Annotated in this window: 23 protein-coding genes, 1 riboswitch and 1 other annotated feature; of the genes, 2 read left to right on the forward strand and 21 right to left on the reverse strand. The window is 39.6% G+C overall.

The window, feature by feature from the left end; translation table 11 throughout:
- Positions 1 to 146: 146 nt before the first annotated feature.
- Positions 147 to 323: riboswitch (cobalamin riboswitch) on the reverse strand.
- Between the two features lie 448 nt (positions 324 to 771).
- From EO113_RS04485 to EO113_RS04495, 3 genes are all read right to left on the reverse strand, one after another.
- Positions 772 to 1,707, reverse strand: a complete 936-nt coding sequence (locus tag EO113_RS04485; RefSeq protein ID WP_126941058.1) for a LysR family transcriptional regulator — start codon at positions 1,705 to 1,707, stop codon at positions 772 to 774.
- A 256-nt stretch (positions 1,708 to 1,963) separates the two neighbouring features.
- Positions 1,964 to 3,325, reverse strand: a complete 1,362-nt coding sequence (gene dcuC / locus EO113_RS04490) for a C4-dicarboxylate transporter DcuC (RefSeq protein WP_127135649.1) — start codon at positions 3,323 to 3,325, stop codon at positions 1,964 to 1,966.
- Between the two features lie 34 nt (positions 3,326 to 3,359).
- Positions 3,360 to 4,520 (reverse strand): M20 family metallopeptidase, encoded by a 1,161-nt coding sequence (locus EO113_RS04495; protein WP_127135650.1) that lies wholly within the window; start codon positions 4,518 to 4,520, stop codon positions 3,360 to 3,362.
- Positions 4,521 to 4,862: 342 nt separating this feature from the next.
- Here EO113_RS04495 and metF point away from each other — a divergent pair, with 342 nt between their 5' ends.
- Positions 4,863 to 5,744 (forward strand): methylenetetrahydrofolate reductase [NAD(P)H], encoded by an 882-nt coding sequence (gene metF / locus EO113_RS04500; RefSeq protein ID WP_127135651.1) that lies wholly within the window; start codon positions 4,863 to 4,865, stop codon positions 5,742 to 5,744.
- Between the two features lie 211 nt (positions 5,745 to 5,955).
- Here the strand turns inward: metF and alr are convergent, their stop codons facing one another.
- The 17 genes from alr to yfbR all read right to left on the reverse strand — a co-directional run bounded on the left by alr (position 5,956) and on the right by yfbR (position 24,721).
- A complete protein-coding gene (alr, locus tag EO113_RS04505) occupies positions 5,956 to 7,065 on the reverse strand; it encodes an alanine racemase (protein WP_062401058.1) in 1,110 nt (369 codons plus the stop codon).
- A gap of 264 nt (positions 7,066 to 7,329) precedes the next feature.
- A complete protein-coding gene (locus EO113_RS04510; RefSeq protein ID WP_127135652.1) occupies positions 7,330 to 8,499 on the reverse strand; it encodes an SLC13 family permease in 1,170 nt (389 codons plus the stop codon).
- Between the two features lie 51 nt (positions 8,500 to 8,550).
- Positions 8,551 to 8,814 (reverse strand): hypothetical protein, encoded by a 264-nt coding sequence (locus EO113_RS04515; RefSeq protein ID WP_009352887.1) that lies wholly within the window; start codon positions 8,812 to 8,814, stop codon positions 8,551 to 8,553.
- A 143-nt stretch (positions 8,815 to 8,957) separates the two neighbouring features.
- Positions 8,958 to 10,073: a sodium ion-translocating decarboxylase subunit beta gene (locus EO113_RS04520; RefSeq protein WP_009352994.1), complete on the reverse strand. Its 1,116-nt coding sequence runs from the start codon at positions 10,071 to 10,073 to the stop codon at positions 8,958 to 8,960.
- A 56-nt stretch (positions 10,074 to 10,129) separates the two neighbouring features.
- A complete protein-coding gene (locus EO113_RS04525) occupies positions 10,130 to 10,513 on the reverse strand; it encodes a biotin/lipoyl-containing protein (protein ID WP_009352906.1) in 384 nt (127 codons plus the stop codon).
- A gap of 59 nt (positions 10,514 to 10,572) precedes the next feature.
- On the reverse strand, positions 10,573 to 10,737 hold the full coding sequence (locus tag EO113_RS08150; protein WP_009352831.1) for a hypothetical protein: 165 nt from the start codon (positions 10,735 to 10,737) through the stop codon (positions 10,573 to 10,575).
- 16 nt (positions 10,738 to 10,753) lie between these two features.
- Complete coding sequence (locus EO113_RS04530) at positions 10,754 to 11,080, reverse strand: OadG family protein (RefSeq protein WP_062401065.1); 327 nt, start codon at positions 11,078 to 11,080, stop codon at positions 10,754 to 10,756.
- An 80-nt stretch (positions 11,081 to 11,160) separates the two neighbouring features.
- A complete protein-coding gene (locus EO113_RS04535; RefSeq protein ID WP_062401066.1) occupies positions 11,161 to 12,690 on the reverse strand; it encodes a carboxyl transferase domain-containing protein in 1,530 nt (509 codons plus the stop codon).
- A 36-nt stretch (positions 12,691 to 12,726) separates the two neighbouring features.
- A complete protein-coding gene (gene mce, locus EO113_RS04540; protein ID WP_009352819.1) occupies positions 12,727 to 13,149 on the reverse strand; it encodes a methylmalonyl-CoA epimerase in 423 nt (140 codons plus the stop codon).
- Between the two features lie 101 nt (positions 13,150 to 13,250).
- On the reverse strand, positions 13,251 to 14,192 hold the full coding sequence (gene meaB / locus EO113_RS04545; RefSeq protein WP_127061811.1) for a methylmalonyl Co-A mutase-associated GTPase MeaB: 942 nt from the start codon (positions 14,190 to 14,192) through the stop codon (positions 13,251 to 13,253).
- Positions 14,193 to 14,260: 68 nt separating this feature from the next.
- Positions 14,261 to 14,656, reverse strand: a complete 396-nt coding sequence (locus tag EO113_RS04550; protein ID WP_009352817.1) for a cobalamin B12-binding domain-containing protein — start codon at positions 14,654 to 14,656, stop codon at positions 14,261 to 14,263.
- Positions 14,657 to 14,686: 30 nt separating this feature from the next.
- On the reverse strand, positions 14,687 to 16,333 hold the full coding sequence (locus EO113_RS04555; RefSeq protein ID WP_126941051.1) for a methylmalonyl-CoA mutase: 1,647 nt from the start codon (positions 16,331 to 16,333) through the stop codon (positions 14,687 to 14,689).
- A 21-nt stretch (positions 16,334 to 16,354) separates the two neighbouring features.
- A complete protein-coding gene (locus tag EO113_RS04560) occupies positions 16,355 to 17,863 on the reverse strand; it encodes an acetyl-CoA hydrolase/transferase family protein (RefSeq protein WP_009352985.1) in 1,509 nt (502 codons plus the stop codon).
- A 660-nt stretch (positions 17,864 to 18,523) separates the two neighbouring features.
- Positions 18,524 to 19,756 carry an O-antigen ligase gene (locus EO113_RS04565; RefSeq protein WP_082717762.1) on the reverse strand — a complete coding sequence of 411 codons (1,233 nt, stop codon included), beginning with the start codon at positions 19,754 to 19,756 and terminating at the stop codon, positions 18,524 to 18,526.
- A complete protein-coding gene (locus tag EO113_RS04570) occupies positions 19,729 to 21,021 on the reverse strand; it encodes a folylpolyglutamate synthase/dihydrofolate synthase family protein (RefSeq protein WP_127135653.1) in 1,293 nt (430 codons plus the stop codon). The genes EO113_RS04565 and EO113_RS04570 overlap by 28 nt, the downstream gene beginning before the upstream one ends.
- Before the next feature lie 11 nt (positions 21,022 to 21,032).
- Positions 21,033 to 23,693 carry a valine--tRNA ligase gene (locus EO113_RS04575; protein ID WP_127135654.1) on the reverse strand — a complete coding sequence of 887 codons (2,661 nt, stop codon included), beginning with the start codon at positions 23,691 to 23,693 and terminating at the stop codon, positions 21,033 to 21,035.
- A 123-nt stretch (positions 23,694 to 23,816) separates the two neighbouring features.
- Positions 23,817 to 24,027: a binding site (T-box leader), on the reverse strand.
- A 100-nt stretch (positions 24,028 to 24,127) separates the two neighbouring features.
- Positions 24,128 to 24,721, reverse strand: a complete 594-nt coding sequence (gene yfbR / locus EO113_RS04580; RefSeq protein WP_126940955.1) for a 5'-deoxynucleotidase — start codon at positions 24,719 to 24,721, stop codon at positions 24,128 to 24,130.
- A gap of 102 nt (positions 24,722 to 24,823) precedes the next feature.
- Here yfbR and EO113_RS04585 point away from each other — a divergent pair, with 102 nt between their 5' ends.
- Positions 24,824 to 25,558, forward strand: coding sequence for an adenosylcobinamide amidohydrolase (locus EO113_RS04585; RefSeq protein ID WP_126940954.1), 735 nt, complete (start codon positions 24,824 to 24,826; stop codon positions 25,556 to 25,558).
- Between the two features lie 73 nt (positions 25,559 to 25,631).
- Here the strand turns inward: EO113_RS04585 and EO113_RS04590 are convergent, their stop codons facing one another.
- Positions 25,632 to 26,609: an asparaginase gene (locus EO113_RS04590; RefSeq protein ID WP_126940953.1), complete on the reverse strand. Its 978-nt coding sequence runs from the start codon at positions 26,607 to 26,609 to the stop codon at positions 25,632 to 25,634.
- Between the last annotated feature and the right edge of the window lie 68 nt (positions 26,610 to 26,677).

Genomic DNA, 26,677 nt, shown 5'->3' on the forward strand with positions numbered 1-26,677 from the left:
CCTATAACTCATCACCCTACCTAGTCTCTTACTGAAAGATATAACTATCATTCATAAAAGAAAAACCGTTTTCGATTGAAAACGGTAGGTTATGATTTAGCGTATGCACTTAGCGCAAAACCATCTCTACCCGTCTCTCGCGGATCTAACGACATGCTTCTTACGGCAGTTCTTCTGACTCAGGATCTTCGCTACGCTTCGCCTTCCCAGTTTCCCAGTGACGCTACATGAAGTTTCGCTCCCCTTTACAGCGGCGGGACCGTGTTGGCTTTTCACCAAGCTTCCCTATTAAGCCTCGCGGCACCAGTAAGGCGAATATAAAGTTATACCTTGATTATAAACTGTTTTCTGAAAGAATAGAACGGTCTTTATGAACTATAACAATATTTCACATTTACATAATTTTCAGTTATCACAAGATACTTATAACGCATTTTACAGTCTTACTAACGCAATGATTAGCATCTATCTCATAATAGACCACCTATTCATTACTAATAGTTATTTAATGTATAATCTATATTTATTCTCAATAGACTCGTTACATTCTAACATATGCACATCTCTCTATATCCCTAAGTCTCTCTACACACTGTCTACTAACTCGCCTCTCTTTCATCTTCTTACAGGCCTTCACTCTTCTACCATCACTCACTCCTTTTTCAAAAGAACTTCCCATTCTATGCAATAGCACCTACTAGATATGCAAAAACAGAGATACGCCTACAGTAGCATACCTCTGTTCTATCGCTTATATTCTATTACAAAAGCTTATTTCTTTTTCCATTCCATGACTTCAAAACCATAGTTACGAATATGTTCTTTCAAGAGTTTTAAATATTTTTTCGCAATGGGACTTGGCTCTAGCATATGTGGCATTAAGTAACCCATAGTCATCGTATCTTCTACATCTAGAGGAATGGCGATGATCTTATCATCGTTTAATTCACGGCTCAAAATACCAGAACTAATAGTATATCCATTCAAACCAACCATTAAATTGAAAATAGTAGCACGGTCAGATACTTTAATAGTCATTTTTCTGTCCAAAGTACTTAAAATTTCCTCTGAAAAATAGAAGGAATTATCTTCTCCCTGATCATAGCATAAATAAGGGAAATCCTCTAGTTCTTCCAAGGTAATTTTATCTTGGTTTGCCAAGGGATGTTCTCGGCACAGAAATACATGCGGTTCCGCTTCAAATAATGGGTAGAATGTCAATTTATACTCTTTAAATAACTTTTCCATTACTTGACGATTAAAACTATTCAAATACAAAATACCCAATTCGCTTTTAAAAGTAGCTAAATCTTCAAAAATATTTTGTGTTTCTGTTTCCCGCAAACCAAATTGATATTCATCAGTATCTACACTTTTTATAAGCTCTACGAAAGCATGCACCACAAAGGCATAATGTTGAGCAGAAATAAAGAAATGTTCTTTTCGTTTGGTATTCGATTTATATCGCTCTTCTAATAATTGAATTTGATCTAGTACTTGTCGAGCATAAATCATAAATTCACGTCCATCATGGGTTAAGGTTACCCCTGACTTAGTGCGCAACAATAGTTGAACACCCATTTCGTGTTCTAGTTCTTTTACCGCATTGGATAAGCTAGGTTGGGATAAATATAATTCCTTAGCCGCTTCATTAATAGATCCTTTTTCTGCAATTTTTTCTAAATATTGTAATTGTTGTATTCTCATCTGTTTTGGCCTTTTCTATATCTATCATGAAGTATATCCTTTTTCATTACTTTCATAGGAATGAAAAACCTAACGAGTAAGCTACAAATACTTACACGTTAGGTACTTCATGTTGTTAACGATTCCATTATTCACCCTCAGGGGGTAATAGTCTTGTACAACTATAATACATAAAAGACCACTCATCGTCAACATTTAATTTCTATCAAATCCTTAGGAATTATAATCAATCCCTATCTTATGCATCTTTCACTCATTAATGGAAAATTAAAATACAAATCGTAGAGGTAATGAATGTAATCAATACTGGCACTGCAGTTCGTTTTACTAAATCAAAACTAGAAATATTTGCCACACCAGCTACTGCAATCATAACCGCACTAATTGGGCTCAACAAACGTCCAACAGAGGCCGCATTTTGCATACCTAGTAGCATGGTAATCGCATTACCACCTAATTCTTTAGCAAAATTTGGCACTAATGGTGAGAATGCAAACATAGATGCTACACCAGAGCCCATAACAATGCTCAATACTAAGATAATCACAGATACGATAACACCCACCATATCTGCTTGGATAGAGAAGGTTTTAATGAATGCTACAAACTCATTCACAATCCCTAAGGATGTCAAACCGAATGCAAAGGTTTCCCCTGCTACAATCAACGTTACCGTATTGGTAAATTGGTCCCCCATACCTTTAAAGAAAGTTTGAATAGACGCAGCTACTTTTCGGAAATCACGCAAGCGAATCAATTCAAATATCATGGCGATGAATAAGCTTAGGAACATAGCCAAGTTAACATTCATCTTAATGCCTGCAATACCATATTTACTAAATCCTAACATAAATACAAGTGGCAAGAATGGCAATATTAAATACGCAAGAGGTCCTACTGCTACTTCTTCTTGTAGTTCTGTATGTACAACTTCGGAAGGAACATGACCGGATTTTTTATCCATGTATTGTTGCCATATGTAATGCGCAATAGCTGTCACAATACCACAAATAATGTATACTTTCAATTGATAGCCTACGAAGTATTCTTCTACTCCTAAGCCCACTGTTTTAGACACTAATAAGCTTGTAGCAGAGGCTGGTCCAATGTCCAACAAATGGCCAGTAGCTACCGCTGCCGCTGCCCCTACTGGGCTTACGCCTAAACGCACCAAAATAGGGAAGATGGTCACCATCATCAACATAGCTAGACCAGATGCGCTTGGGATTACCAAGGACATGAACATATTTAATAAGAATGTTAAAGATAATACTACATAAGGAGCTTTCATCGCTTGCAAAGGTTTTATCGCAGTTGTAACCAAGCGAGAGCTAGCACCAATGTGATCCATGTATTTAGCAAAGCCAGTACATGTCATAATCATGAGACCCAACCCTGCTGCATCCTTTGCAGTAGTATTATTAATCCACTCAAAAGCATCAAAGAACATCATGCCTGTTCCTTTTTTCGCATCTACAAACTCCGTTGTATAGCCAAGGAAATACGCCCCTAGCATCATGATTAAACCGCCTAACAACAATACTGTTTGTGCTTTAAACTTTTTAATCACCAATGTACCTGCGCATAAAATTACGATAGCGCACAACAATAAATTCATAACTACTTCTCCTTTACCTATGAAGATAGGCTAATTAATAATTTGCTTTCGACTGTTGAAAGTCTTCTTGAATCTGAGCCAATAAGCCCGGTGTGGTGAGAATTTCCTCTACTGTAAGAGCAACCCCCTTGGCTCCGTACATAATAGCATCCTCTGCTAATTGAGTTTTCCCATTATCTAGCCATTCTTGAGAATGACTAGTCACTCCTCTACCTACAAATTTAACCCGTAAACAAGCTCCTGGTACGCGGAACGTAACACTGGAAAAGTCAGTAGAACCAGTTACCTTTCTCGGTTCTGAAATATCTGGAGCGCCTACGATTTCCGCATTCTTTAAGAGTAAATCATTTAAACTTTGTACATTGACCTTGTTATCATAGGCTTTTACTTCGTCCCATTCCATAGTAGCTCCCACTTGCAAAGCTGCCCCTTGAGCCACTTGTTTCACGCGCTCCACCACTTCATCTAAGCGAATACGACTAGAGGAACGAATATACCACTGTGTACACGCATAATCTGGTACGATATTCGCTGCCTTACCACCATCTGTAATAATCCCATGCATACGTACTTCTGTAGGCACGTGTTCTCGAAGATATTCCATGCCATTAAAGAATAACAACACTGCATCCAAAGCACTGATGCCTTTTTCTGGAGCAATCGCTGCATGAGCCGATTTGCCATGGAACTTAATATTCACTAAATTAAGGGCCAAGGACTTGCCATCTACCGTTGTAGAATCACTACCGTGCATCATGAAAGCTACGTCTAAATCGTCAAAAACGCCTTCTTTTGCCATCACCAATTTACCAGATGCCGTTTCCTCTGCTGGCGTCCCATACACCACCAATGTAGCTGGCACTTGCAAGGTACGACGTAAACCAATAGCTGCTGCACAGATGGAAGGCCCTTGCAGATTATGCCCACAAGCATGACCCAAACCTTCTAAGGCATCATATTCGCAGAGAAGCCCAATTTTCGGTCCTCCTCCTTGCACATGGTACACAGCACGAAATGCGGTTTGTAAACCACTCACTTCACGGTCTACAGTAAACCCTTCACTTTCCAGTAAATCTGTTAATTTACCATGGGCTAAAAACTCTTCATTCCCTAGTTCTGGATGGTCGAAAAAAAAATCATTTAATGTCTTCATGGATCCTCGCAAGGATTCAATTTCTTCTAGTAATTGACTCATCACTTTCTCCTTTCTTGCACAATAGACATGCACAACTCTATGACTACAGGAATTACATTCCCTCATTTTTCTCTTCTTCTGAAAGTCCTACTATAACTAACTAGCAATAGCGGTATTCCGAATACTTTTATTATATAGATTTCTACTGAAAGTTCCAATACATATAGCATACGATTCTCCTATTTTCTCTATGCTAATTTCATATGCATATCCCTAAATTCTAACTTTTATTACATTTTTATAGTTTTTACCTATAACAAACTATATATTTTAAGAATTGGTCTATATAGAAAAAAATTGGTATCATAAGAACATGTTTTACAGATATGAAAGGAACCAGCCATGAGCGAAACTATACAGCAAAAACGACCAACATTATCTTACGAAATATTCCCTCCTAACACGCAAGTAGGCGATGAAAAAATCATTACTGTATTAGATGAATTAAAAAGCCTAAAACCAGAGTTTATCTCTGTTACCTGCAGTAATAAACAACGCAATATTGAAGAAACAACCATAAAGTTATCCAACTATGTACAAAATACATTGCATATCCCTACAAAAGCCCATTTACCAGCTATTTATTTATCTAAAGAGCAGGTGCGCTCCGTTATTGATCAATTAGATCAACTAGGTATCCACAAGCTACTAGCACTTCGCGGTGATATTTTAGAAGACCTACCACCAGTAGGAGACTTTAAATATGCTTCAGAACTCGTACATTTTGTAAAAGACTATGCTCCGCATTTCCAAATTTCTGGTGCTTGCTATCCAGAAGTGCATCCAGACTCACCCAATCAATTACAGGACATTAAATTTCTAAAAGAAAAAGTAGATGCCGGCTCTGAACTATTAGTCACACAATTTTTCTTAGATAACAATGTATTCTACGATTTCCAAGAAAAATGCGCCTTAGCAGGCATTGATGTACCAATCTTAGCCGGAGTAATGCCTATCATCAACCGCAACCAAGCTTTGCGTCTATTAACAAGCAATGCTACCGCTATTCCACGCAAATTTAAAGCTATTTTAGACAAATATGAGCATGATCCAATCGCCCTTCGTGATGCTGGCCTTGCTTACGCCTTAAATCAAATCGTAGACCTTGTAACAGAAGGCGTATCTGGTATTCATCTATACACAATGAACCAATCTAATACAGCCTTATATATCGAAAATGCAGCACGTTCTTTATTTAGCTCTCCCATATATGAAAACCAATAAATAAGAAACTCTATATAGCCTACAATACGTATAGTATACATACAAATTACAATAAAAATGCTCTACCTAGTGCCTCTCTCAAAGAGAACCTAAGTAGAGCATTCTTTGTATTCATCTTAATCTTATCATTGTAGTTACATTTATAGTTATATTGCTCAAAGGAGAGTGTAACAACATATCTCTAGTAAAAGGGGGTGTAACAAGATAGCCTCTAAATATAATGTCTTGGCACCCGTTCTGAGAAATTACAGAATATTTCATAAGGAATGGTCCCAACCAAATAAGCCAATTCAAGCGCTGTAATACTCTCTTGTCCTTGTTGTCCTAATAGCACAACAGCATCTCCTGGAGCTACGGTAATATGACTTGGTACTTTCACCATAAATTGGTCCATACAGATACGCCCTACTATAGGACAGCGTGTACCATGGATAAGCACAGATCCTTTATTAGACAACGCCCTAGGATATCCATCGGCATAACCCACAGGTATAGTAGCGATCGTTTCCTCAGCCATCGTTGTATAGGTACTTCCATAGCCGATAGATGACCCTTTGGGTAAATGTTGTACATGTACTACCTTACTATATAAACTCAAAGCTGGTTTCAATCCCAATCGATTAGGCACATCCATGGAAGGCATAATGCCATATTGAATAATACCTGGTCGAGCATCGTTAAATAAACTATCTCTTACTGCTAACAATCCAGCACTATTGGCTAAAGAAAAGCGATAATCCTCAGTACGATTGGCACGAATTAACTCCACCACATCTCGAAATTGTTGTACTTGTTGATTGGCATGAGTTTGATCCGCAGCATCCCCATTGGCTAGGTGTGTAAAAAATCCATCTACTCGTAAATATTCATAAGACTCTACTGTTTCTAAAAATGCTAATACATCATCTGGCTTACTACCGATACGATGCATACCTGTATCTACAGCAATAGCACACTCTACAATTGTTTCATGTCGACGAGCACATTCATCCAACGCTTCTAAATCAGTAGATTCACAAATGGCAGGTCTAGAATGCCCTTCTATCACTAAATCAAAGGATTGTGGCAACGTCAGACCTAATAGATAAATAGGTACCGTTATACCCGCCTCACGCAAAGGAATCGCCTCTTCTGGAAAAGCTACGGCTAGCGACTCATACCCTTCCTCTACGGCAATACGTCCTACCATAACACTACCATGTCCATACGCATTTGCTTTCACCACCGCAGTACTCGTGCACCACTCTGGTAAACAATCCTTAATTTTTCGTAAATTACTTCGTATTTGTGCTGTATCAATTTCTACATATGTAGGTCTCACACATTCACCTTCTTATTATTAGTATATAAAACCTAGTATTAACTACTATTTATTAAACTATTATAATAGCTCCTAACTATTCTAAATGATTATTTGCATTACTAATGTACCATGCTATAAAAGTATATGCAATCCTTTTAGAATATTTCTTTTAATACCTTTCATAAAAAGGACTGACTACAAAATCTTACAAACAAGATTCTGCGTCAGTCCTTATCTATTACCTATTTAATTTTGCATTATACCTAAGTAAAGTATGTTACATTATGGCATATTGAAAGGCCATACCATTGGAATCACGATAAGACTTACGATGAAGCAAACCAGGATTAATGGAGTACCTGCTTTCACATAGTCCATAAATTTGTAATTACCAGGTGTTAATACGATTGTATTAGGTGGTGTACCTACTGGTGTAGCAAATGCGCAAGATGCGGCAACGCCAATCGCCATAAGTACTGCATGAGGGCTTGGGTTATCACCCATAATGCTTACTACTGCATGAGCAATCATTTTACCAGCCCCAGAATCATTCATAGCCGCTGCTACTGGCATCATACCAGCAAATAAGAAAATAGTTACCCAGTCTATAGATTGATACGCTTGTTTTTCTTTCAAGCAACCAGCTAGTACGGCTAAGATAGCACCAACGATAGCTGCTAAGTGAAGTGGAACATTAATACCAATACTTTTCAATGGATCAGACAATGCCATGAATAATACAACACCTAATAAAATGATACCAGAGTACCACATTTTTTTAGGATCATTAGAAATTTCACTAGCATCTACTTCTTGTTCTACTTCAGCATCTGCATTACCATCATGTTTAGGTAAAAAATGTTTACCAATTGTTACCATGTAGATCATAAATGCAACTGTTAAAGGAATACCAATCCATGCAAATTCAAAGAAACCGAATTGAGGTAGTTTAGCTTGGCCTAATGCACCATTGATGATGATATTAGGAGGTGTACCCACTAAAGTGATGATACCACCAATCCCTGCAGCAAATGCCATAGGCATCAATTGACGGGATGCTGGAATTTTAGCAGATGCACAAATACCAATAACTACTGGCAATAACGCTGCTGCAGTACCTGTGTTAGAAAGCACAGAGGACATACCTGCTGTTACAAGCATCAAAGCAATCATAAGACCGTTTTCACTTTTACCTGCTTTATTAACAACGGAAATACCAATTTTTTGTGCTAAACCAGTATGGAATAATGCAGCACCAATAATAAACATACCTGCGAATAAAACTACTGTACTATCAGATAAACCACTAAATACTTGTTTCATAGGAATTACACCTAATAAACCAAGTGCCATAGCACCACCGATAGACGTAATTGCAAGTGGAATAATTTCTGTTACAAATAATAACGCCATTACACCAAGGACAATTAAGGTTTGTACAGCCGGATCCATAAGAATCAACTCCTCCCTAAGGGATACATTCCTTATTAGCCGCAAAACGCTTTAAAAAAAAGCGTATATAATATAGGAAGATAGGCCAATAAGAAATAACATAATCGCCGCTACTCCATACCCTTCTGCTGTACAAGGGTATCCAAAATGTAGCCACTCTCCAAGTAGGCCACGGCGGAGAAAAAAGCTATATGTTTTTCGTTTTTGAAACCATTTAGATTTTCGCTCTTCACCTAATAGGAGTGCGGTAATGATAAAAATAAAAAGCGCAATACAAATACAAGCAAAAACCTTTCCTTCGTCTGATAATATCATAGGCGTCACCTCATACATAATAAAAGTGAAAAAAGTCTGAGTATTTCTAAAGCGCTTTAAGACAAACTATATAGTTCATCATAAAAGTATCTGTAATAGCCTAGGCAACCCTTTTTGGCGGATTGCCTAGACACTGTTACAAATTATTTCATCATAGCAAGCATCGTACCAGCTGCTACAGCTGTACCGATAACACCTGCTACATTTGGCCCCATCGCATGCATTAATAGGAAGTTCGAAGGGTTTGCCTGTGAACCCACTACTTGCGATACGCGGGCTGCCATTGGCACCGCAGATACACCAGCAGAACCGATCAATGGGTTTGTTTTACCACCGTCTGCCCAGCACATTAATTTACCGAAGATGACACCACCAGCGGTACCACCGATGAAGGCAACTAAACCTAATACGATAATTTTAATGGTTTCTAAATTTAAGAAACTGTCTGCTGTCATTGTAAGACCTGTACCAGTAGCTAAGAAGATTGTTACTGTGTTAATTAAAGCGTTTTCAGAAGTATCTGCCAAACGAGCTGTTACACCAGATTCACGGAATAAGTTACCAAGCATCAACATGCCTAATAAAGAAGTGATCGGTGGTAACAACAAGGAAATGGAAATTGTCGCTACTACTGGGAAAACAACTTTTTCAAAACGAGTTACTTCACGCAATTGTTCCATTACGATTTCACGGTCTTTTTGAGTTGTAAATAACTTCATAACCGGAGGTTGAATCAATGGTACAAGAGACATATAGGAATATGCCGCTACTGCGATAGCACCTAATAACTCAGGAGCTAATTTTGAAGCTAAGTAAATGGATGTAGGACCGTCAGCACCACCGATGATACCGATAGCTGCTGCTTGTTTCGCAGTAAATCCAACCATCATCGCTCCACCAAGAGCCACGAATACGCCGATTTGAGCTGCTGCGCCTAATAATAATGTTTTAGGATTTGCAATGAGTGGACCGAAGTCAGTCATAGCACCTACCCCTAGGAAGATAAGAGGTGGGAAAATTTCGTATTTAATCCCTAATCCAATAAGGTTCATAACACCTTCATGGAAACCATTATTAGGAATATTAGCCAAAATACATCCAAATGCGATTGGACTCAACAATAGAGGTTCAAAGCCTTTCGCAAAAGCTAAATACAATAAGATAATTCCTACAAGGATCATGATACCATGACCCATTGTGAAACTAATAAAACCACTATCCACCCAAACAGAGTTGAGTGCAACAAGAAAAGCGTCCATATGGAGTTCCTCCTTAAGAAATAGAAGGGTTTAGTTTAAGCAGTATAAAGTTATGATTAGCCTAAAACAACTAAAGCGTCGCCAGTTGCTACAGTTTGGTTAGCTGCTACGCGAACTTCAGCTACTGTTGCATCATGTGGAGCATAGATTTCGTTTTGCATTTTCATAGCTTCTAAGATGCAAAGAAGATCGCCTTTTTTAACTGCTTGACCAGCTGTAACTGCTACGGATAAGATTTTACCTGGCATTGGGCATTTTACTGTTTCTGCGCCTGCTGGAACTGGAGCCGCTGCCGCTGCTGGAGCTGGAGCTGCTGCTGGAGCTGCTTTAGGAGCTGGAGCTGCTGCTTTAGGAGCTGCTGCTACTGGAGCTGCACCGCCAACTTCATTAACTTCTACTTCATAAACTGTACCGTTTACTGTAACATTGAACTTTTTCATTATAACTTCCTCCTGAATTACCTATTTGTAATGAAACTTTTTCATAAGCTTAGATTAGCTTATAGGGCCTGTAAACGACTAGCTAGTCGCCAAGAATTAGACACTACTGGGCGAATGGATGCAATTTGATTTTGCGAATAGCCCATAGCAACGATAGCACTGACAATAGCTGCTACAACTTCTGTTTCTTTGTTTGCAGCTTGTGCGTTGGTAGTCTTATTCATTAAGTTCTCCTCCAAACTATCTGGTTACATTCCTACCTAGCAGTCTACCGTCCAATTTCCAACCTGTGCTCACAATCGGTCTTACGGAAGCAATTTGTGATTTGGAATATCCCATCGCACATACTGCTGCCACAATGGCTGCAACCACTTCATCATGTTTTGTTGTGGTACTTGCCACACTAGGAGCTGTGGCTGATGGTACCTCTGCTACCTCAGCCTTAGTTGACTTTTTTTTTGTAGGATCTACTAGATAAATAATATGCATAAGCACGCCTAACAAAATTAGAACGGCGAATACAATTGTCATATTGATGGCCATAATTAGCCACGGATTATCTGTCATACTTTCACCTCATTAATAGAGAACCATGATAGTAGAATCATGCAAGAAGCAAAGTGTGTAGTATGCCTCTAGGAAATAGTTTATAGAGGGATATTACCGTGTTTTTTCGGAGCACGGGTTTCGCGTTTACTTGCCAACATTGCTAATGCATTGATGATAGCAGGACGAGTATGTTTAGGTTCAATTACCACGTCAACGAATCCACGTTCAGCAGCTTTGTATGGAGTTGCGAACTCTTCTACGTATTTAGCTGTTTTTTCATCTTTATCTTCATCGCGTTTGAAAATGATGTTCGCTGCACCAGCAGGTCCCATTACAGCAATTTCAGATGTAGGCCATGCATACACTTGGTCTGCACCCAAATCTTGGGAACACATTGCAAGGTAAGATCCACCATATGCTTTACGAGTGATAACAGTAATTTTAGGTACTGTTGCTTCAGAGTAAGCATATAACATTTTCGCACCGTGACGAATGATGCCGCCCCATTCTTGGTTTGTGCCCGGTAGGAAGCCCGGTACGTCAACGAAGTTTACAACAGGGATATTGAAAGCATCGCAGAAACGGATAAAGCGGGAAGATTTGTCGGATGCATTGATATCTAAGCAACCTGCCATTACGCGTGGTTGGTTAGCAATGATACCTACGCTTTGTCCAGCAAAACGTGCGAAACAGGTAATAATATTTTGTGCGTAGTGTGGTTGTACTTCATAGTATTCACCATTATCTACTGTTGCACGAATCACATCAAACATGTCGTAAGGCATATTTGGATTATCTGGAAGTAAAGTATTTAAACCTTCATCTTCACGAGCTGGGTCATCACCAGTATCAACTAATGGAGTATCTTCCATATTGTTGCTTGGTAAGAAGCTCAACAAGTAACGAATTTGTGCTAAGCAATCATCTTCGTTTTCTGTTGCAAAGTGAGCTACACCAGATACACTGTTATGAGCCATTGCACCACCAAGGTCTTCTGCTGTTACTTCTTCTGCTGTTACAGATTTGATAACTGCTGGACCAGTGATGAACATTTGAGATGTATGTTTAACCATGTAAATGAAGTCAGTTAATGCTGGAGAGTATACCGCACCACCTGCACATGGTCCCATGATAACGGAAATTTGTGGGATAACGCCAGAAGCGTTTGTGTTTTCAAAGAAGATTTTACCGTAGCCAGCTAATGCGTCTACTGCTTCTTGAATACGAGCTCCACCGGAGTCATTGATGCCGATAATAGGAGCACCCATTTTCATTGCCATACGTTGTGCTTTAACGATTTTAGCAGCATGCATTTCCCCAAGGGAGCCACCTTCTACTGTAAAGTCTTGAGCAAAAGCAAATACCAAACGTCCATCGATAGTACCGTAACCAGTCACTACGCCTTCACCTGGTAATTCTTTTTTCTCTTGACCGAAGTTCACACAACGATGTTTAACGAATTGATCTAATTCAACAAAGCTGTTTTCGTCGAATAATTTTTCAATACGTTCACGAGCTGTATATTTACCGCTCGCATGTTGTTTTTCTACGCGTTTTTCACCGCCACCTTGTTTAACAGTGGACAGCTTTTTGTGCAATAATTCAATTTTTTCCTGAACCGTTGCCATTTTACACCTCCATAGAATAATTACGGATATAGTTTATTATTTCATACGTTGGCAAAGTTCTAATAAAACACCGCCAGTAGCTTTTGGATGAAGGAATGCAATTGCAGATCCACCAGCACCATAGCGAGGTTCTTCGTCGATTAATTGAACACCTTTTGCTTTTAAGTCAGCAATCGCTGCTTTGATGTCATCAACGCGAAGCGCTACGTGTTGGATACCATTACGGCCACCATTTTTTTCGATGAAACGACCGATAGGGCCATCTGGAGTTGTAGATTCTAAGAACTCAAGTTCAGCATCACCGCAAGGGAAGAAGCTTACTTTTACTTTTTGCTCTTCAACTACTTCATCTTCTGGTAGATGTTCCATACCAAGTGCGTTTTTATAAAACTCTTTTGTTGCTGCCAAGTCAGATACACCGATACCGATGTGGTCTACTTGTAATACTTTGAATGCCATAATAACTCTCCTTTCAAATGAGCTGCAACTCGAAAGTGATTTTTGTCATCTTTCGATTACTTATATGATACCACGATATTAGATTTTTATCATTCTTTTTATTATCTTTTTAAGGACTTTTCTAATACCGCGTTAACAACACTATAAGGGTCATTAGTTCTATTATTAACAGCTGCTACATCTTGTTTGAAAGCGTCACTTTCAACCACATGTTCATGAACATAACGCATAATTTGCTCATTGATCATCGCTACAAGTTCATCATGCGTACGTTCTGCACGGCGAGCTGCTAATTCTCCACTATCTTCAAGATATTCAAAGTGTTCATCTAGTGCTTCCACTAATTCATCAACACCTTCATCTTTACTAGCGATAGTTCTCTTAATTGGTGGTCTCCAATCAAGTTCACGAGAATCTAAGTCTAGCATCATTTCAATTTCAACATTAAGCTTATCACAGCCATCGCGATCTGCTTTATTGATAGCGAATACGTCGCCAATCTCTAAAATACCCGCTTTGATTGCTTGGATATCATCACCTAAACCTGGTACCAATACAACCAATGTAGTATCTGCATTTTTAACGATATCTACTTCGGATTGTCCAACACCTACGGTTTCGATGATAACAAGATCCATACCAAATGCATCCATTAATTTAACAACATCTGCTGTTTTTTTAGATAATCCACCTAGGCTACCACGTGTACCCATACTACGGATAAACACATTTTCATTTAATGTCAAATCATTCATCCGAATACGGTCACCTAAAATAGCGCCGCCTGAGAATGGACTGGTCGGGTCAACAGCAACGATGCCGATTCTCTTACCTTGTTCTAGATAATGCTTAACCACTTTATCTGTCAATGTACTTTTACCAGCTCCTGGAGCACCTGTGATACCCAAGATACGAGCCTTACCAGTACGTGGATAAATAGATTTCATAATGTCGATCGCATTATCGTATTCATTTTCTACAGCCGTTATGGACCGAGCCAATGCAAGACGAGAACCTTCTAATAGTTCTTTGATTAAATCCATATTGTCACCGTCCCAATTATATATACGTCTAGGCTCGAACATACATGCCCGAGCCTAGCTCAAGTATATTATTTTACGTTAGCTTTGATGAATTCAATTACATCAGCTGTTGGAGTGCCTGGTGTGAATACTGCGGATACGCCAGCTTCTTTTAAGCCAGGAATATCAGCGTCAGGAATAACGCCACCACCAACTACTAATACATCGCCCATGCCTTTTTCTTTAAGCATTTCAACGATTTTAGGGAACAATGTGTTGTGCGCGCCAGAAAGAAGAGATAACGCAACTACGTTAACGTCCTCAGAAAGAGCAGCTTCAACGATTTGTTCTGGTGTTTGACGAAGACCTGTGTAGATAACTTCGAAACCAGCATCGCGAAGTGCGCGTGCTACTACTTTTGCACCACGGTCATGACCATCAAGACCTGGTTTTGCTACGATTACTCTGATACGTTTTTCTGCCATGATGTTATACCTCCAAATAGGTTCGATTAATTATAGTGTGGAATGAGCTTGGTATTCACCGAATACGCCGCGCAATACGTTACAAATTTCACCTAATGTAGCATATGTTTTAACGGCAGCCAAGATTAATGGCATCAAGTTTACAGATTCATCTTCTGCACCAGCTTTTAATGCTGCTAATGCTGCATCAACTGCTGCTTGATCACGGTCTGCACGAACTTGTTGTGTTTTCTTGGATTGGTTGATACCTACAGAAGCATCGATGCGAAGAAGACCTTCAACTGGTTTTTCCTCAACTTGGAATTTGTTAACACCTACGATTGTACGAAGGCCAGATTCCACTTCCATTTGCCATTTATAAGCAGACTCTTGGATTTCTTTTTGGATGTAACCTTTTTCGATAGCTTCAACAGCGCCACCCATTTCATCGATTTTTTGGATGTATGCTTTAGCTTCTTCATAGATAGCATTAGTCATAGCTTCTACATAGTAAGAACCACCCAATGGGTCAACTACGTCAGCTAAACCGGATTCGTAAGCAACGATTTGTTGAGTACGAAGAGCGATTTGTACAGATGCTTCAGTTGGAAGAGCTAATGCTTCGTCACGAGAGTTAGTATGTAAGGATTGAGTACCACCCATTACAGCAGCTGCAGTTTGAAGAGCAACACGAACGATGTTGTTGTCAACTTGTTGTGCAGTCAACATAGAACCAGCTGTTTGAGTATGTACACGTAACATCATAGATTTAGGTTTTTTAGCACCAAAACGTTCTTTCAAGATATGTGCCCATAGACGACGGGATGCACGGAATTTCGCAACTTCTTCTAATACGTTGTTGTGTGCGTTCCAGAAGAAGGATAAACGACCTGCAAAATCGTCAACTTCCAAGCCAGCTTTAAGAGCTGCTTCGATGTATGCAATACCATCAGCAATTGTGAAAGCGATTTCTTGCGCAGCAGTGGAACCAGCTTCACGAATATGGTAACCGGAGATGGAGATAGTATTCCATTTTGGCACATATTGAGAGCAATATTCGAAAATATTAGTGATTAAACGCATGGATGGTTTTGGAGGGAAGATGTAAGTTCCGCGAGCTGCGTATTCTTTCAAAATATCATTTTGAATTGTACCGCGAAGTTCAGTGGAAGGTACACCTTGTTTTTCAGCAACTGCAATGTACATAGCAAGAAGTACAGATGCAGGAGCGTTGATTGTCATAGAAGTGGAAACTTTACCTAAGTCGATACCTTGGAACAAGATTTCCATATCTTTTAAGGAGTCAATCGCAACACCTACTTTACCAACTTCGCCTTCAGCCATAGCGTCGTCAGAGTCATAACCGATTTGTGTTGGTAAGTCGAATGCGCAAGAAAGACCTGTTGCACCGGACTCGATTAAGTAACGATAACGTTTGTTGGACTCTTCAGCAGTTGCGAAACCAGCATACATACGCATTGTCCAGAAACGGCCACGGTACATAGTAGGTTGCACACCACGAGTGTAAGGATAGAATCCTGGGAATCCAAGATCACGTTCATAATCAAAACCTTCTAAATCAAGCGGTGTGTATACCGGTTGTTCTGGTAAGTTTTGACGAGCAGGTACTTTCTCACAGTTTTTAGCGTACGCTGCATCATATTCAGCAAGTTTGGCTTTTAAGTTGTCATTAGCCATGTTCATCATCCTCCTATAAAATTAACCTTGTTTTTTCATGCTTCCTGTTTCAGTGAAGCGTTTATGCCAAGAAAGAGCTTCATCTAATAAGATAGGTGTATGGGCGCCATTTGTCTTTTCAATAGCTCTTTCGAGGTAGTTAAGTAATTCTTGTTTGTAGTCTGGGTGAGCACAGTTTTCAATGATTTTGTATGCTCTTTCAATTGGAGCCAAACCACGAACATCGGCAATACCTTGTTCTGTACAGAATACTTGTACATCATGTTCTGTATGGTCAATGTGAGATACAAAAGGAACGATGGAGCTAATATCTCCGCCTTTTGCTACAGAGTTCGTACAGAAAATGGAGATATAACCATTTCGAGTGAAGTCCCCGGAACCACCGATACCATTCATCATTTTGCTACCCATGATATGAGTAGAGTTTACATTACCGAAGATATCGAATTCAATCGCTGTATTCATAGTGATAACACCAAGTCTACGAGCTAAGCCAGGGTTATTGGAAATCTCTTGTGGACGCAAGAGAATATGTTTGCTGTATTTTTCAATATTGTCATAGAAGCGTTTCAATCCATCTGGGGATGGGGATAATGCTGTACCAGAGCAATCTGTTACTTTACCTGCATCGATTAAGTCCAACATACCATCTTGGATAACTTCTGTGAAAATGGATAAGTTTGTGAAAGGACCTTCCGCCAAGCCAGACACAACAGCATTTGCTACGGAACCTACGCCAGATTGTAATGGCAATAAGTTTTCAGGTAAGCGACCTGCTTTTACCTCTTCTAAGAAGAAGTTAATCAAATGTTGACTCATCGCTTTTGCATCATCATCGATTGGTGCTAGTGGACGAGTTGTGTCAGGTACATCACATGGAACGATAGCTACGATTTTCGCAGGATCACATGGGATGTAATCTGTTCCGATACGATCGCCAGCCGCTTTGATTGGGAATGGCTCACGGTATGGAGGATCTTGTGGTTCATAGATATCGTGCATACCTACCAAAGACATTGGTTGAGATACGTTCACTTCTACGATAACTTTTTTAGCTTGGCTAACAAATGTTGGAGAGTTACCAACGGATGTACTAGGAACGATACCACCATCTTCACGGATGCAAACCGCTTCAATGATAGCTACGTCAGTGTCACCGAAGAAACCATACCGGATTTGTTGAGCCATTTGGCTAAGGTGCATATCAATATAACGAATTTTTTGGCTATTTAAAGCTTTACGAGTATCGTTATTTGTTTGATATGGGAAACGACGACGAATACCGTTTACACGAGTTAACGCTCCGTCTGCTTCATCACCAACTGATGCACCAGTCCAAAGATCAATTTGGAAAGGATCTGATTCCATGCGTTTTGCTAGAGCCAATGGCACTGCTTTAGGGTAACCAGATGGTGTAAAACCACTGATACCTACATGGTCTCCTGGATTAATCAATTTAGCTGCTTCTTCTGCTGTAGTAATTTTTGCTTGCAACGCTGCGCCTTGCACGCGATCTAAAATGTCGATCATACTACCATCTCCTTTAGTTTGAATGACTTATTCAGCTATCTAACAATCACACTATACATTCAATTCTTTTATTTCTATTATGAAAGAAATTTCTTACTTACAAAACTGTTATAGAAATATAAGATTAAATATCTACTCAAAGTGTGACATTTGTTAATTCTCATAAATACTACTCATTTTTCTTATTATTGTCAACCATATATGCAAATATATGCATAATAGGCATACAGAACAGATAAATCCAATGCGAGTATAACTTTTTGTTATACCCTTTAACTACCTATATCTATAAATGTTGGTGTAGTACAACTTTTTTCGATATTTCAACTCTTATGCATACACTCTATTTATGTTTATGCATTTCTACGTGTTATATTATTCATAACTAACAGTTATTTGCTTTTATTCTTTTTTGTTATTTCCCAAGTTATAGTTTTTTACTTTACTGTGTTAGTCCACTCAAAGCTATATAATTGATGATTCCTTTAACTTCAAAACAACAGTATCATTTTTCATATTTCTTAATTCAATATTCATACTCTTCTATAACAATTGATGTATGCAAATATTGTTATAGACAATATACAATCTAAATACAATGATTACTACATATAAAAAGTATAGAGATAGTCATAAGACCTTCTCTATACTTTTTAAGTTTTATATTATTTTTTTATTTCGTATGACACTCATAGAAAAGCCTAATAGTTGCCATAAGACCATACTTACTTGCTGGCTATATAAAGCATGATCAAAGAGACCGCTTACCAAAACAACTACGGTAATCAAGGTCATACTATAGCGATATGGAATGGCAAGGTGCTTTTGTTTTTGTATATTTCTACTATGCCCTAATAAAATTGCTAACAACAAGCACAAGGAAATCGGACCCGTTTCTGCAGCCACTTGCAAATACAAATTATGGGCATGATAGATTATGACCGTTGGATCTTGGATAAAATAATTATAGTCTGGATAGGTCATCCAAAATGCATCCCAACCAATACCAAAGATAGGAAAATCTTCTATCATGTACATAGTGCTATCCCATAATGCCCACCGGAGCATGACCGATGTATCTTGCCCACTAAAAAGCGACCATAATCGACTGGATACTTCCCCATGGTAAAAGAATAACACTAACGGCACTACTAGAAGAGCATATAATAGTCTTCGCTCTACACAAATACCTGCCACAAATACAACAATAGCCAAACTAAGCCACATGCCTCTCGAATAAGTAAGAACAAGGCATAGTAGCATACATATGACTGCTAATGCCATGCAGGTAAAGCGTTTCCAATCTTTAGCTTTCAATACCTGTATCGTTCCTAATCCACCAACGGATAGGACAAACAATAAATACTCACCCAATAAATTAGGGTTCTGTAACGTCCCATACATGCGTCGCATGAGTCCTGGAAAATGAACATTATCCACCCATTCATGAATATGTTCCGGAGTCATATAAAAATACTGATACCCCGCACCTAAGCACACGAGAACTCCAGTCATACAAAATAAGGACAAAAACGTTTTCTGCCGTAATTCATTATCTATATAATATGTCATCAACCAATAGATACTGCCATACATACCTATATGGTAAAACCAGCTCATAGCCGACCATTGTATATTCATGGAATTAACGATAGAAAATCCCGTCCAAAGAATAAACCCCAGAACTGCCCATTGTAGCCAATGTAAGGCCCCAGAAAATCGTTGCCTATCAAATAGCAATGCTAGTATCCCCGCCACAAGGACAAGAATATTGCCACCTATGGGTACTAAGGGAATGCACACGGTGGCTCCATAGAGGAGGTAGACTATCCATTGGTCCACAGATAGTCTACGTAGGGCATCCATTAGTGCCCCATTTCTTGGGCGAGCCATTGTTGCACGTCCCCAAGAATGTATAAGGATCCCACCACAGCGATGATATCGCCTTCCTTAGTTATTTTCATAGCATGGACTAAGCCCTCTTGGATTGTCTCCATAGGATCTGCTTGGACGGGCATTTGTTTTGCTAACTGTTGCGGTGCAATGCCTCGTGGTGTTGGTGCTGGCACCGTAATAACACGGTCTTTTTGTCCCACTAAATAACTAACCATAGTGGATACATCTTTATCTTCCAAAATTGATAAAACCACAGTTTTCGCTTTTTCTGGATACAGTTCATTGAAAGTCATAGAAAAGGCTTCTGCTCCGCTCGCATTATGAGCCCCATCTAAAATGATTGTCCTGCCATGGACTTTGAAGGTTTCAAACCGTCCTGGCCAAGTAGCACGAGCTAAGCCTTCACGGTACGTTTCTTCGCTCACTGCTTGTTCTTTGTCTTTCAGGATTTGCAATACCCTTGCTGCACACGCTAAATTCAGGGCTTGATGGATACCATGCATAGAAGTAAAGAGCATGTCTTTATGTTCTTCTTTATCTTTTACAGTAATCATTTGTCCCATCGCCATCGCACTGCGACTATCGATGGTAAAGTCTTCATTGAACACATGGTAGGTCACGCCTAGAGAACGAGCCGTTTCCTTGATCACATCTAGAGCGCTCCCTTGAGCTGCTGTTACAAGAGGCACTCCTTGTTTGATGATACCTGCTTTATGGCGGGCAATCTCCTCTACGGTATCTCCACAGTACGCTTGATGGTCAATGGTCACATTTGTAATTACTGCCACTTCTGGAGTGATGACATTCGTAGAGTCTAGTAATCCACCTAAGCCTACCTCGATAACGGCATAGTCCACACCTTGTTCTTGGAAGAATAAGAATGCTGCTGCCGTCAAGATTTCAAATTGTGTGGGTGCTTCCACACCGCGATCCATAATAGTTTTCACAGCATGACTTACACGTTCAATCAAATCAGCAAAGGCCTCTTCTGTAATACAGGCCGTATTCACACGCATGCGCTCCGTGTAGGATTGCAGATGCGGGGACGTAAATGTCCCCACTCGAAGCCCGCTCATATACAAGCCATAGGTAATATAGGTAGATACAGATCCTTTCCCATTCGTTCCTGTGACATGGATCGTTTTATATGTATGTTGTGGATTTCCTAGCTCTTCTAATAGCGCTGTAATCCGTTCTAATCCTGGATGAATCCCAAAGGAGGCTACCTCTTCTAGGTAGGCAATCGCTTCCGTATAATTCATGATGGATCTCCTTATGCTAATGTTTTTAAGAACTCTTCACGTTCGTTCAAGGCTTGTTGTTTTTGTTTGTATTCTTCCAATTTTTCTTTTTCTTTCGCTACTACTGCTTCAGGAGCTTTCGCTAAGAATCCTTGGTTGTTCAATTTACCTTCTAAACGAGCGATTTCTTTCAATACTGTGGCTTGTTCTTTGGCGATACGTTCTTTTTCTTTGTCTGCGTCAATTAAATCTTTCAGCAACAAGTACACTTCTAAGCCGTTCACCACAGTTACTGTAGCGTTTTCTGGTTTTGGCGAATCTGGTGAAAGTACTGTCACTTTTTCTGCCCAACCTAAGGTATGGAAGTAATCACCATGGGTTTCTAAGATACCTTTCAATTCTTCTGTAGCAGGCACCAAGATAACTTCAGAACGTTTGCCCATTGGTACATTCATTTCTGCACGCATGTTACGAATACCTTTGATGCCGTCCATCATCACATTCATATGTGCCGCTGCAGAACCGAAACCTTCCATGGATAATGTACTTGGCCATGGAGCGACCATGATACTCTCCCCTTCATGTGGTAAGTGTTGCCAAATATGTTCTGTTACGAATGGCATGAATGGGTGCAACAATTCCATCATATGACGAAGAATGGATACCAATAGGTATTGAGCTGTTTGACGGTCACGACCACCTTCTTTGTTGTATAAACGAGGTTTTGCTAATTCAATATACCAGTCGCAGTACGTATTCCAAATGAAATCGTATACAGCGCTCGCTGCTTCCCCTAATTCAAATTTATCAAGGTTATTCGTAATGTTTGCGACTGTTTTATTGTATTCTTCTAGAATCCATTTATCTGCCAATGTGTAATCTTCTGCGCTTGGTACGAAGCTTTCATCAAAACCTTCTAAGTTCATCAACACAAATTTAGAGGCATTCCAAATTTTGTTGGCGAAATTACGATTTGCTTCCACACGTTCCATGTAGAAACGCATATCGTTCCCCGGTGTATTGCCTGTTACCAAGGTAAAGCGCAACGCATCGGCACCGTATTCTTCGATCACTTCTAATGGATTGATACCATTGCCCAAGGATTTACTCATTTTGCGGCCTTGGCTATCACGTACTAGGCCATGAATGAATACGTGTTTGAAAGGAATTTCTTCTTTAAATTCTAAACCCATAAAAATCATACGAGCTACCCAGAAGAAGATAATGTCATACCCTGTTACCATGACGCTAGTTGGATACCAATGTTTCACTTCCTCTGTATTGTCCGGCCAACCCATTGTGGCAAATGGCCATAAAGCGGAGCTGAACCATGTATCTAGTACGTCTGGATCTTGTTCTACTTTGCCATGGCAATGTGGACATTCTGTCAATGTTTCTGTCGTTACAATCGTTTCCCCACAATCTTGGCAGTACCACGCTGGGATACGATGTCCCCACCACAATTGACGAGAAATACACCAATCACGAATAGACTCTAACCAGTTGGTATATGTTTTAGTAAAACGTTCTGGTACAAATTCAATAGATTTATCACGTACCACTTCTAAGGCAGGTTTTGCCAATGGCTCCATAGATACAAACCACTGTTTCGACACCATAGGTTCTACTGTCGTGTTACAACGAGAACAATGACCTACACTATGCCCATGTTCTTCCACTTTTTCTAATAAACCTTGAGCCTCTAATTCTGTCACTACTTGTTTACGCGCTAATTCACGAGGCATGTTCACAAAGTGACCTGCTCCTGCATTCATGGTACCATCTGGGTTCATCACCACGATACTTTCTAAGTTATGGCGTTGTCCCATTTCAAAGTCATTAGGGTCATGAGCTGGAGTGATTTTTACGCAACCAGTACCGAAAGATTGGTCTACGTATTCATCGGCAATGATTGGGATATGACGATTCACAAATGGAAGCAATAATTCTTTGCCTACTAAATGGGCATAGCGCTCATCGTTAGGGTTCACCGCTACGGCTACGTCACCAAACATCGTTTCAGGGCGTGTGGTAGCTACTGTTAAAAATACATCTTCTTCCCCGATCACAGGATATTTAATATGCCATAAATGACCATTTTCATCTTCGTGTTCTACTTCGATATCAGATAAAGCTGTCAAACAATTAGGGCACCAGTTAGTGATGCGTTCACCACGATAGATTAACCCTTTTTCATACAATGCTACGAAAACTTTTAATACTGCTTCATGATAGCCTTCATCCAAGGTAAAACGCTCTCTCGTCCAGTCACAAGAAGCACCTAAACTACGGATTTGTTTTACGATGGTGCTACCGTACTCTTGTTTCCACTCCCATACACGTTTCAAGAACTCTTCACGACCTAAATCATGACGAGATTTTCCCTCTGTTTTCATGATATTTTCTTCTACTTTTACTTGCGTTGCAATCCCTGCATGGTCTGTACCAGGCATCCACAACACGTTGTAGCCTTGCATACGTTTCGTACGAATCAAAATATCTTGCAAGGTGTTATCAAGGGCATGACCCATGTGCAATTGACCTGTTACATTTGGTGGCGGTAACACAATGCTGAAAGGCTCTTTATTTGTGTCCACTTCCTCATGAAAGTACCCTTTCTCTTCCCAATATGTATACCATTGTTGTTCAATCTCTTTTGGATTGTAAGTTGTGAGATTTTTATATTCCTTCATATGTCCTCCTAGTTCAAATATATCTTTACATTCCTACCCTTCAATTAGCATATTTCTATGGTAAACTTGCAAAGTCGCAAAAATGATAGATATTCTTTCTATATACAAAAAGACCCCTTCGTCCATTAGGACGAAAGGGTCTATACTTCCGCGGTACCACCTAGATTATTGCCGTAGCAATCACTCATTATCGTTAACGCTGATCAGCGGGCATACTTACTCTAGTTCACCATGCCAACTCCGAGACTACCCTCTTTCTATTACATACATTGTTCCACCAACCCAATGCTCTCTGTGATGCGTTCAAAAGATTTTTCCTCTTCTTAGTCATTATCTATATAATATTAGTATACGTGAAAGCATGTAACACCGTCAATATATCCGTCCATAAATCTATCTATATTTTTACAACAATCATCTATCTATAACATAAATTATTTTGCAAAGGATACATTCATTTCGTCCAAGGACTTTGTCAAGCTCGGAACATACACTTTCAAAAATAAATTCACCTCTGGTAAATTCATATCCTGCAAACGCTTATAAATACTGTCATAGGCTGCATTAAACTCATCATTACCAGCAGCTTTTTCTGTGACGCATTTCATAAATGCTGACATCGTATCTGCTGCTTTAATTAAGACTGCATATTCATCAGAGCTACCTAATAAAGCTTCCTCATAGCACGGTTGAACCTCTTCTGGTAATGTATGCCACAAAGTTTTATTTGCCAACTGTTCTACTTCTCCATAGAGAGCACGCAACTTAGGGTTAAAATATTTTACCGGTGTCGGCATATCTCCTGTAAAAACTTCACTCACATCGTGATACATAGCCAATACCGCTAATCGGTTCACATCTACAGCCCCATCAAAATAGGTATTCCGTAACACCCCTAATTGGTGCGCAATCATAGCTGTTTCCAAACTATGGCCTTGTAAGTTTTCTACTTCTGTATTGCGCATTAAGCTCCAGCGTTGAATATATTTCATACGCTGCAATAGCGCAAAAAAATGACTCTCTTCCATGATAGACTCCTCCTCAATGATTATATAATCTATTATACTATCCTAGTTCTTTTTATGGTACTATAACTATATAAAATAACATGTTACTTACTAGGAGGATATATGCCCAATTACAATCAATACAAGGTTCCTACTACACTACGTAGTGGTGGTTACGTGGACATCCATAGTTCAGCCATTACCATTACCTATGATATGCCCTATTATGCCATCAGCACAAGCCCTTTCAACGGTGGCCTACACCATGTCATGGCAGTACGCAATCAGCAATTAACTTTTTTTGTCAATAATGAAAGTGAATTACCTGGTGGGTCCACCTCTGCCTATTTAGCAAAAGAATGCGTACAGTTAGACTTACCCATCCATTTTTGTACAGCCTTATTGACTAGTGCCTCTATGAATCGACATGCCTATGTATGTTACCAAGAAGGAACTATCATCGTAGAAGTCATTGCCACCGCCGGTGTTGAAAAAACAGCGCATCGAGCAGGCGATGGCTACACATACTACGAAAAAGATGGAGTTTTTCACGCTGGAGGCACCATCAATCTCTTAGTCTTTACTAATTGTGCACTTACTGATGGAGCACTTACAAAATCACTTCTCACAATTACCGAAGCCAAAACAGTGGCACTTCAATCTATAGGAATCACTAGCGTTCTATCTAATCAGCCTGCCACTGGTACATCCACAGATGGCGTCATCATGACCATCGATCCAAATGGAGCGCTCCTGACAGATACAGGAACCTTCTCCCAATTTGGTGACACCTTAGCTAAAGCCGTGCGAAGTGCTATAGAAAAAGCATTAGAAAACACAGCTACCTTGGATCTGTAAATATTATGGACTTATTTGCTACCATTTCGTTAACCTAGACCTCTATAGAATGCATAGCAAGACAAGAGATGCCTTAATAGAGTGCAAATAAGTTCTCTAAATCTTCTCGACTTCGTTCTTGTTGTAAAGCCAACATCAAAAGAATTCTAGCTTTCACAGGTGACAAGGAATCGCTAACGATAAAGCCTTCTTTTACATCTGATGAATTACTGGACACAATACCATTTCCAATGCGAGATGATCGTACTTTGGGAATGGTAATTTTTTTGAGCGTATCTCGTACAGCCTGTGGCAATGTGCCATGCCCAAAACCACCCACAATTAACCCTTGTGATCGACTTGCTACCATAGTTAGTATTTCTGTATCCATACCTCCATAGAGATTCACAATTCCCACTTGTGGCAATTCCACTTCTTCACGCAAAATAAATTCGCTGTCACTTGTATGCTTACGACATGGAGTATAGTAAAAATAAGCCTTTCCATTTTGTATACACCCCATATGGCCTAATTGGGTATTTCCAAAGGTAGCCACATCGGTGGTATGTAATTTTGCTACTTCTCTAGCGCTATCAATGTATCCATTCATCACTACAAGAACACCTTGGTGGATAGCACTTTCACTGCGCGCCACTTGCACTGCTTGCAGCAAATTCACCGGACCATCAGCACTGAGTGCTGTAGCAGGACGCATGGAACCAGTCATCACAACCGGTTTCTTCGTATGTACCGTCAATTGCAAGAAATACGCAGTTTCTTCCATCGTATCTGTGCCGTGGGTAATAACAATACCACCTATATCATCTCGCTCAGCCACTTCATTCACAAGTAGTGCTAACCGTACCCACCGATAAGGGCTCATTTCAGAACTATCTATGTTAGAGAATTGCACACTTTCAAAAGGACCATACTCATTCAAAGCAGGCACAGCCTGTATCAAATCATACACGCCTATGGATCCCGCTCTATATTCCGTTAATGCACTAGACCCATTTCCTGTACCTGCAATGGTACCTCCTGTGCCTATAATCATAATCTTTGTATCCTTCATGTGATAACCTCCTTTGAAATCACTATTCTTATTATAGCATTCCTTGGCACACCATTGACATAGACTTT

This window comes from Veillonella sp. 3913 (assembly GCF_003992235.1).
Taxonomy (GTDB): Bacteria; Bacillota; Negativicutes; order Veillonellales; family Veillonellaceae; genus F0422.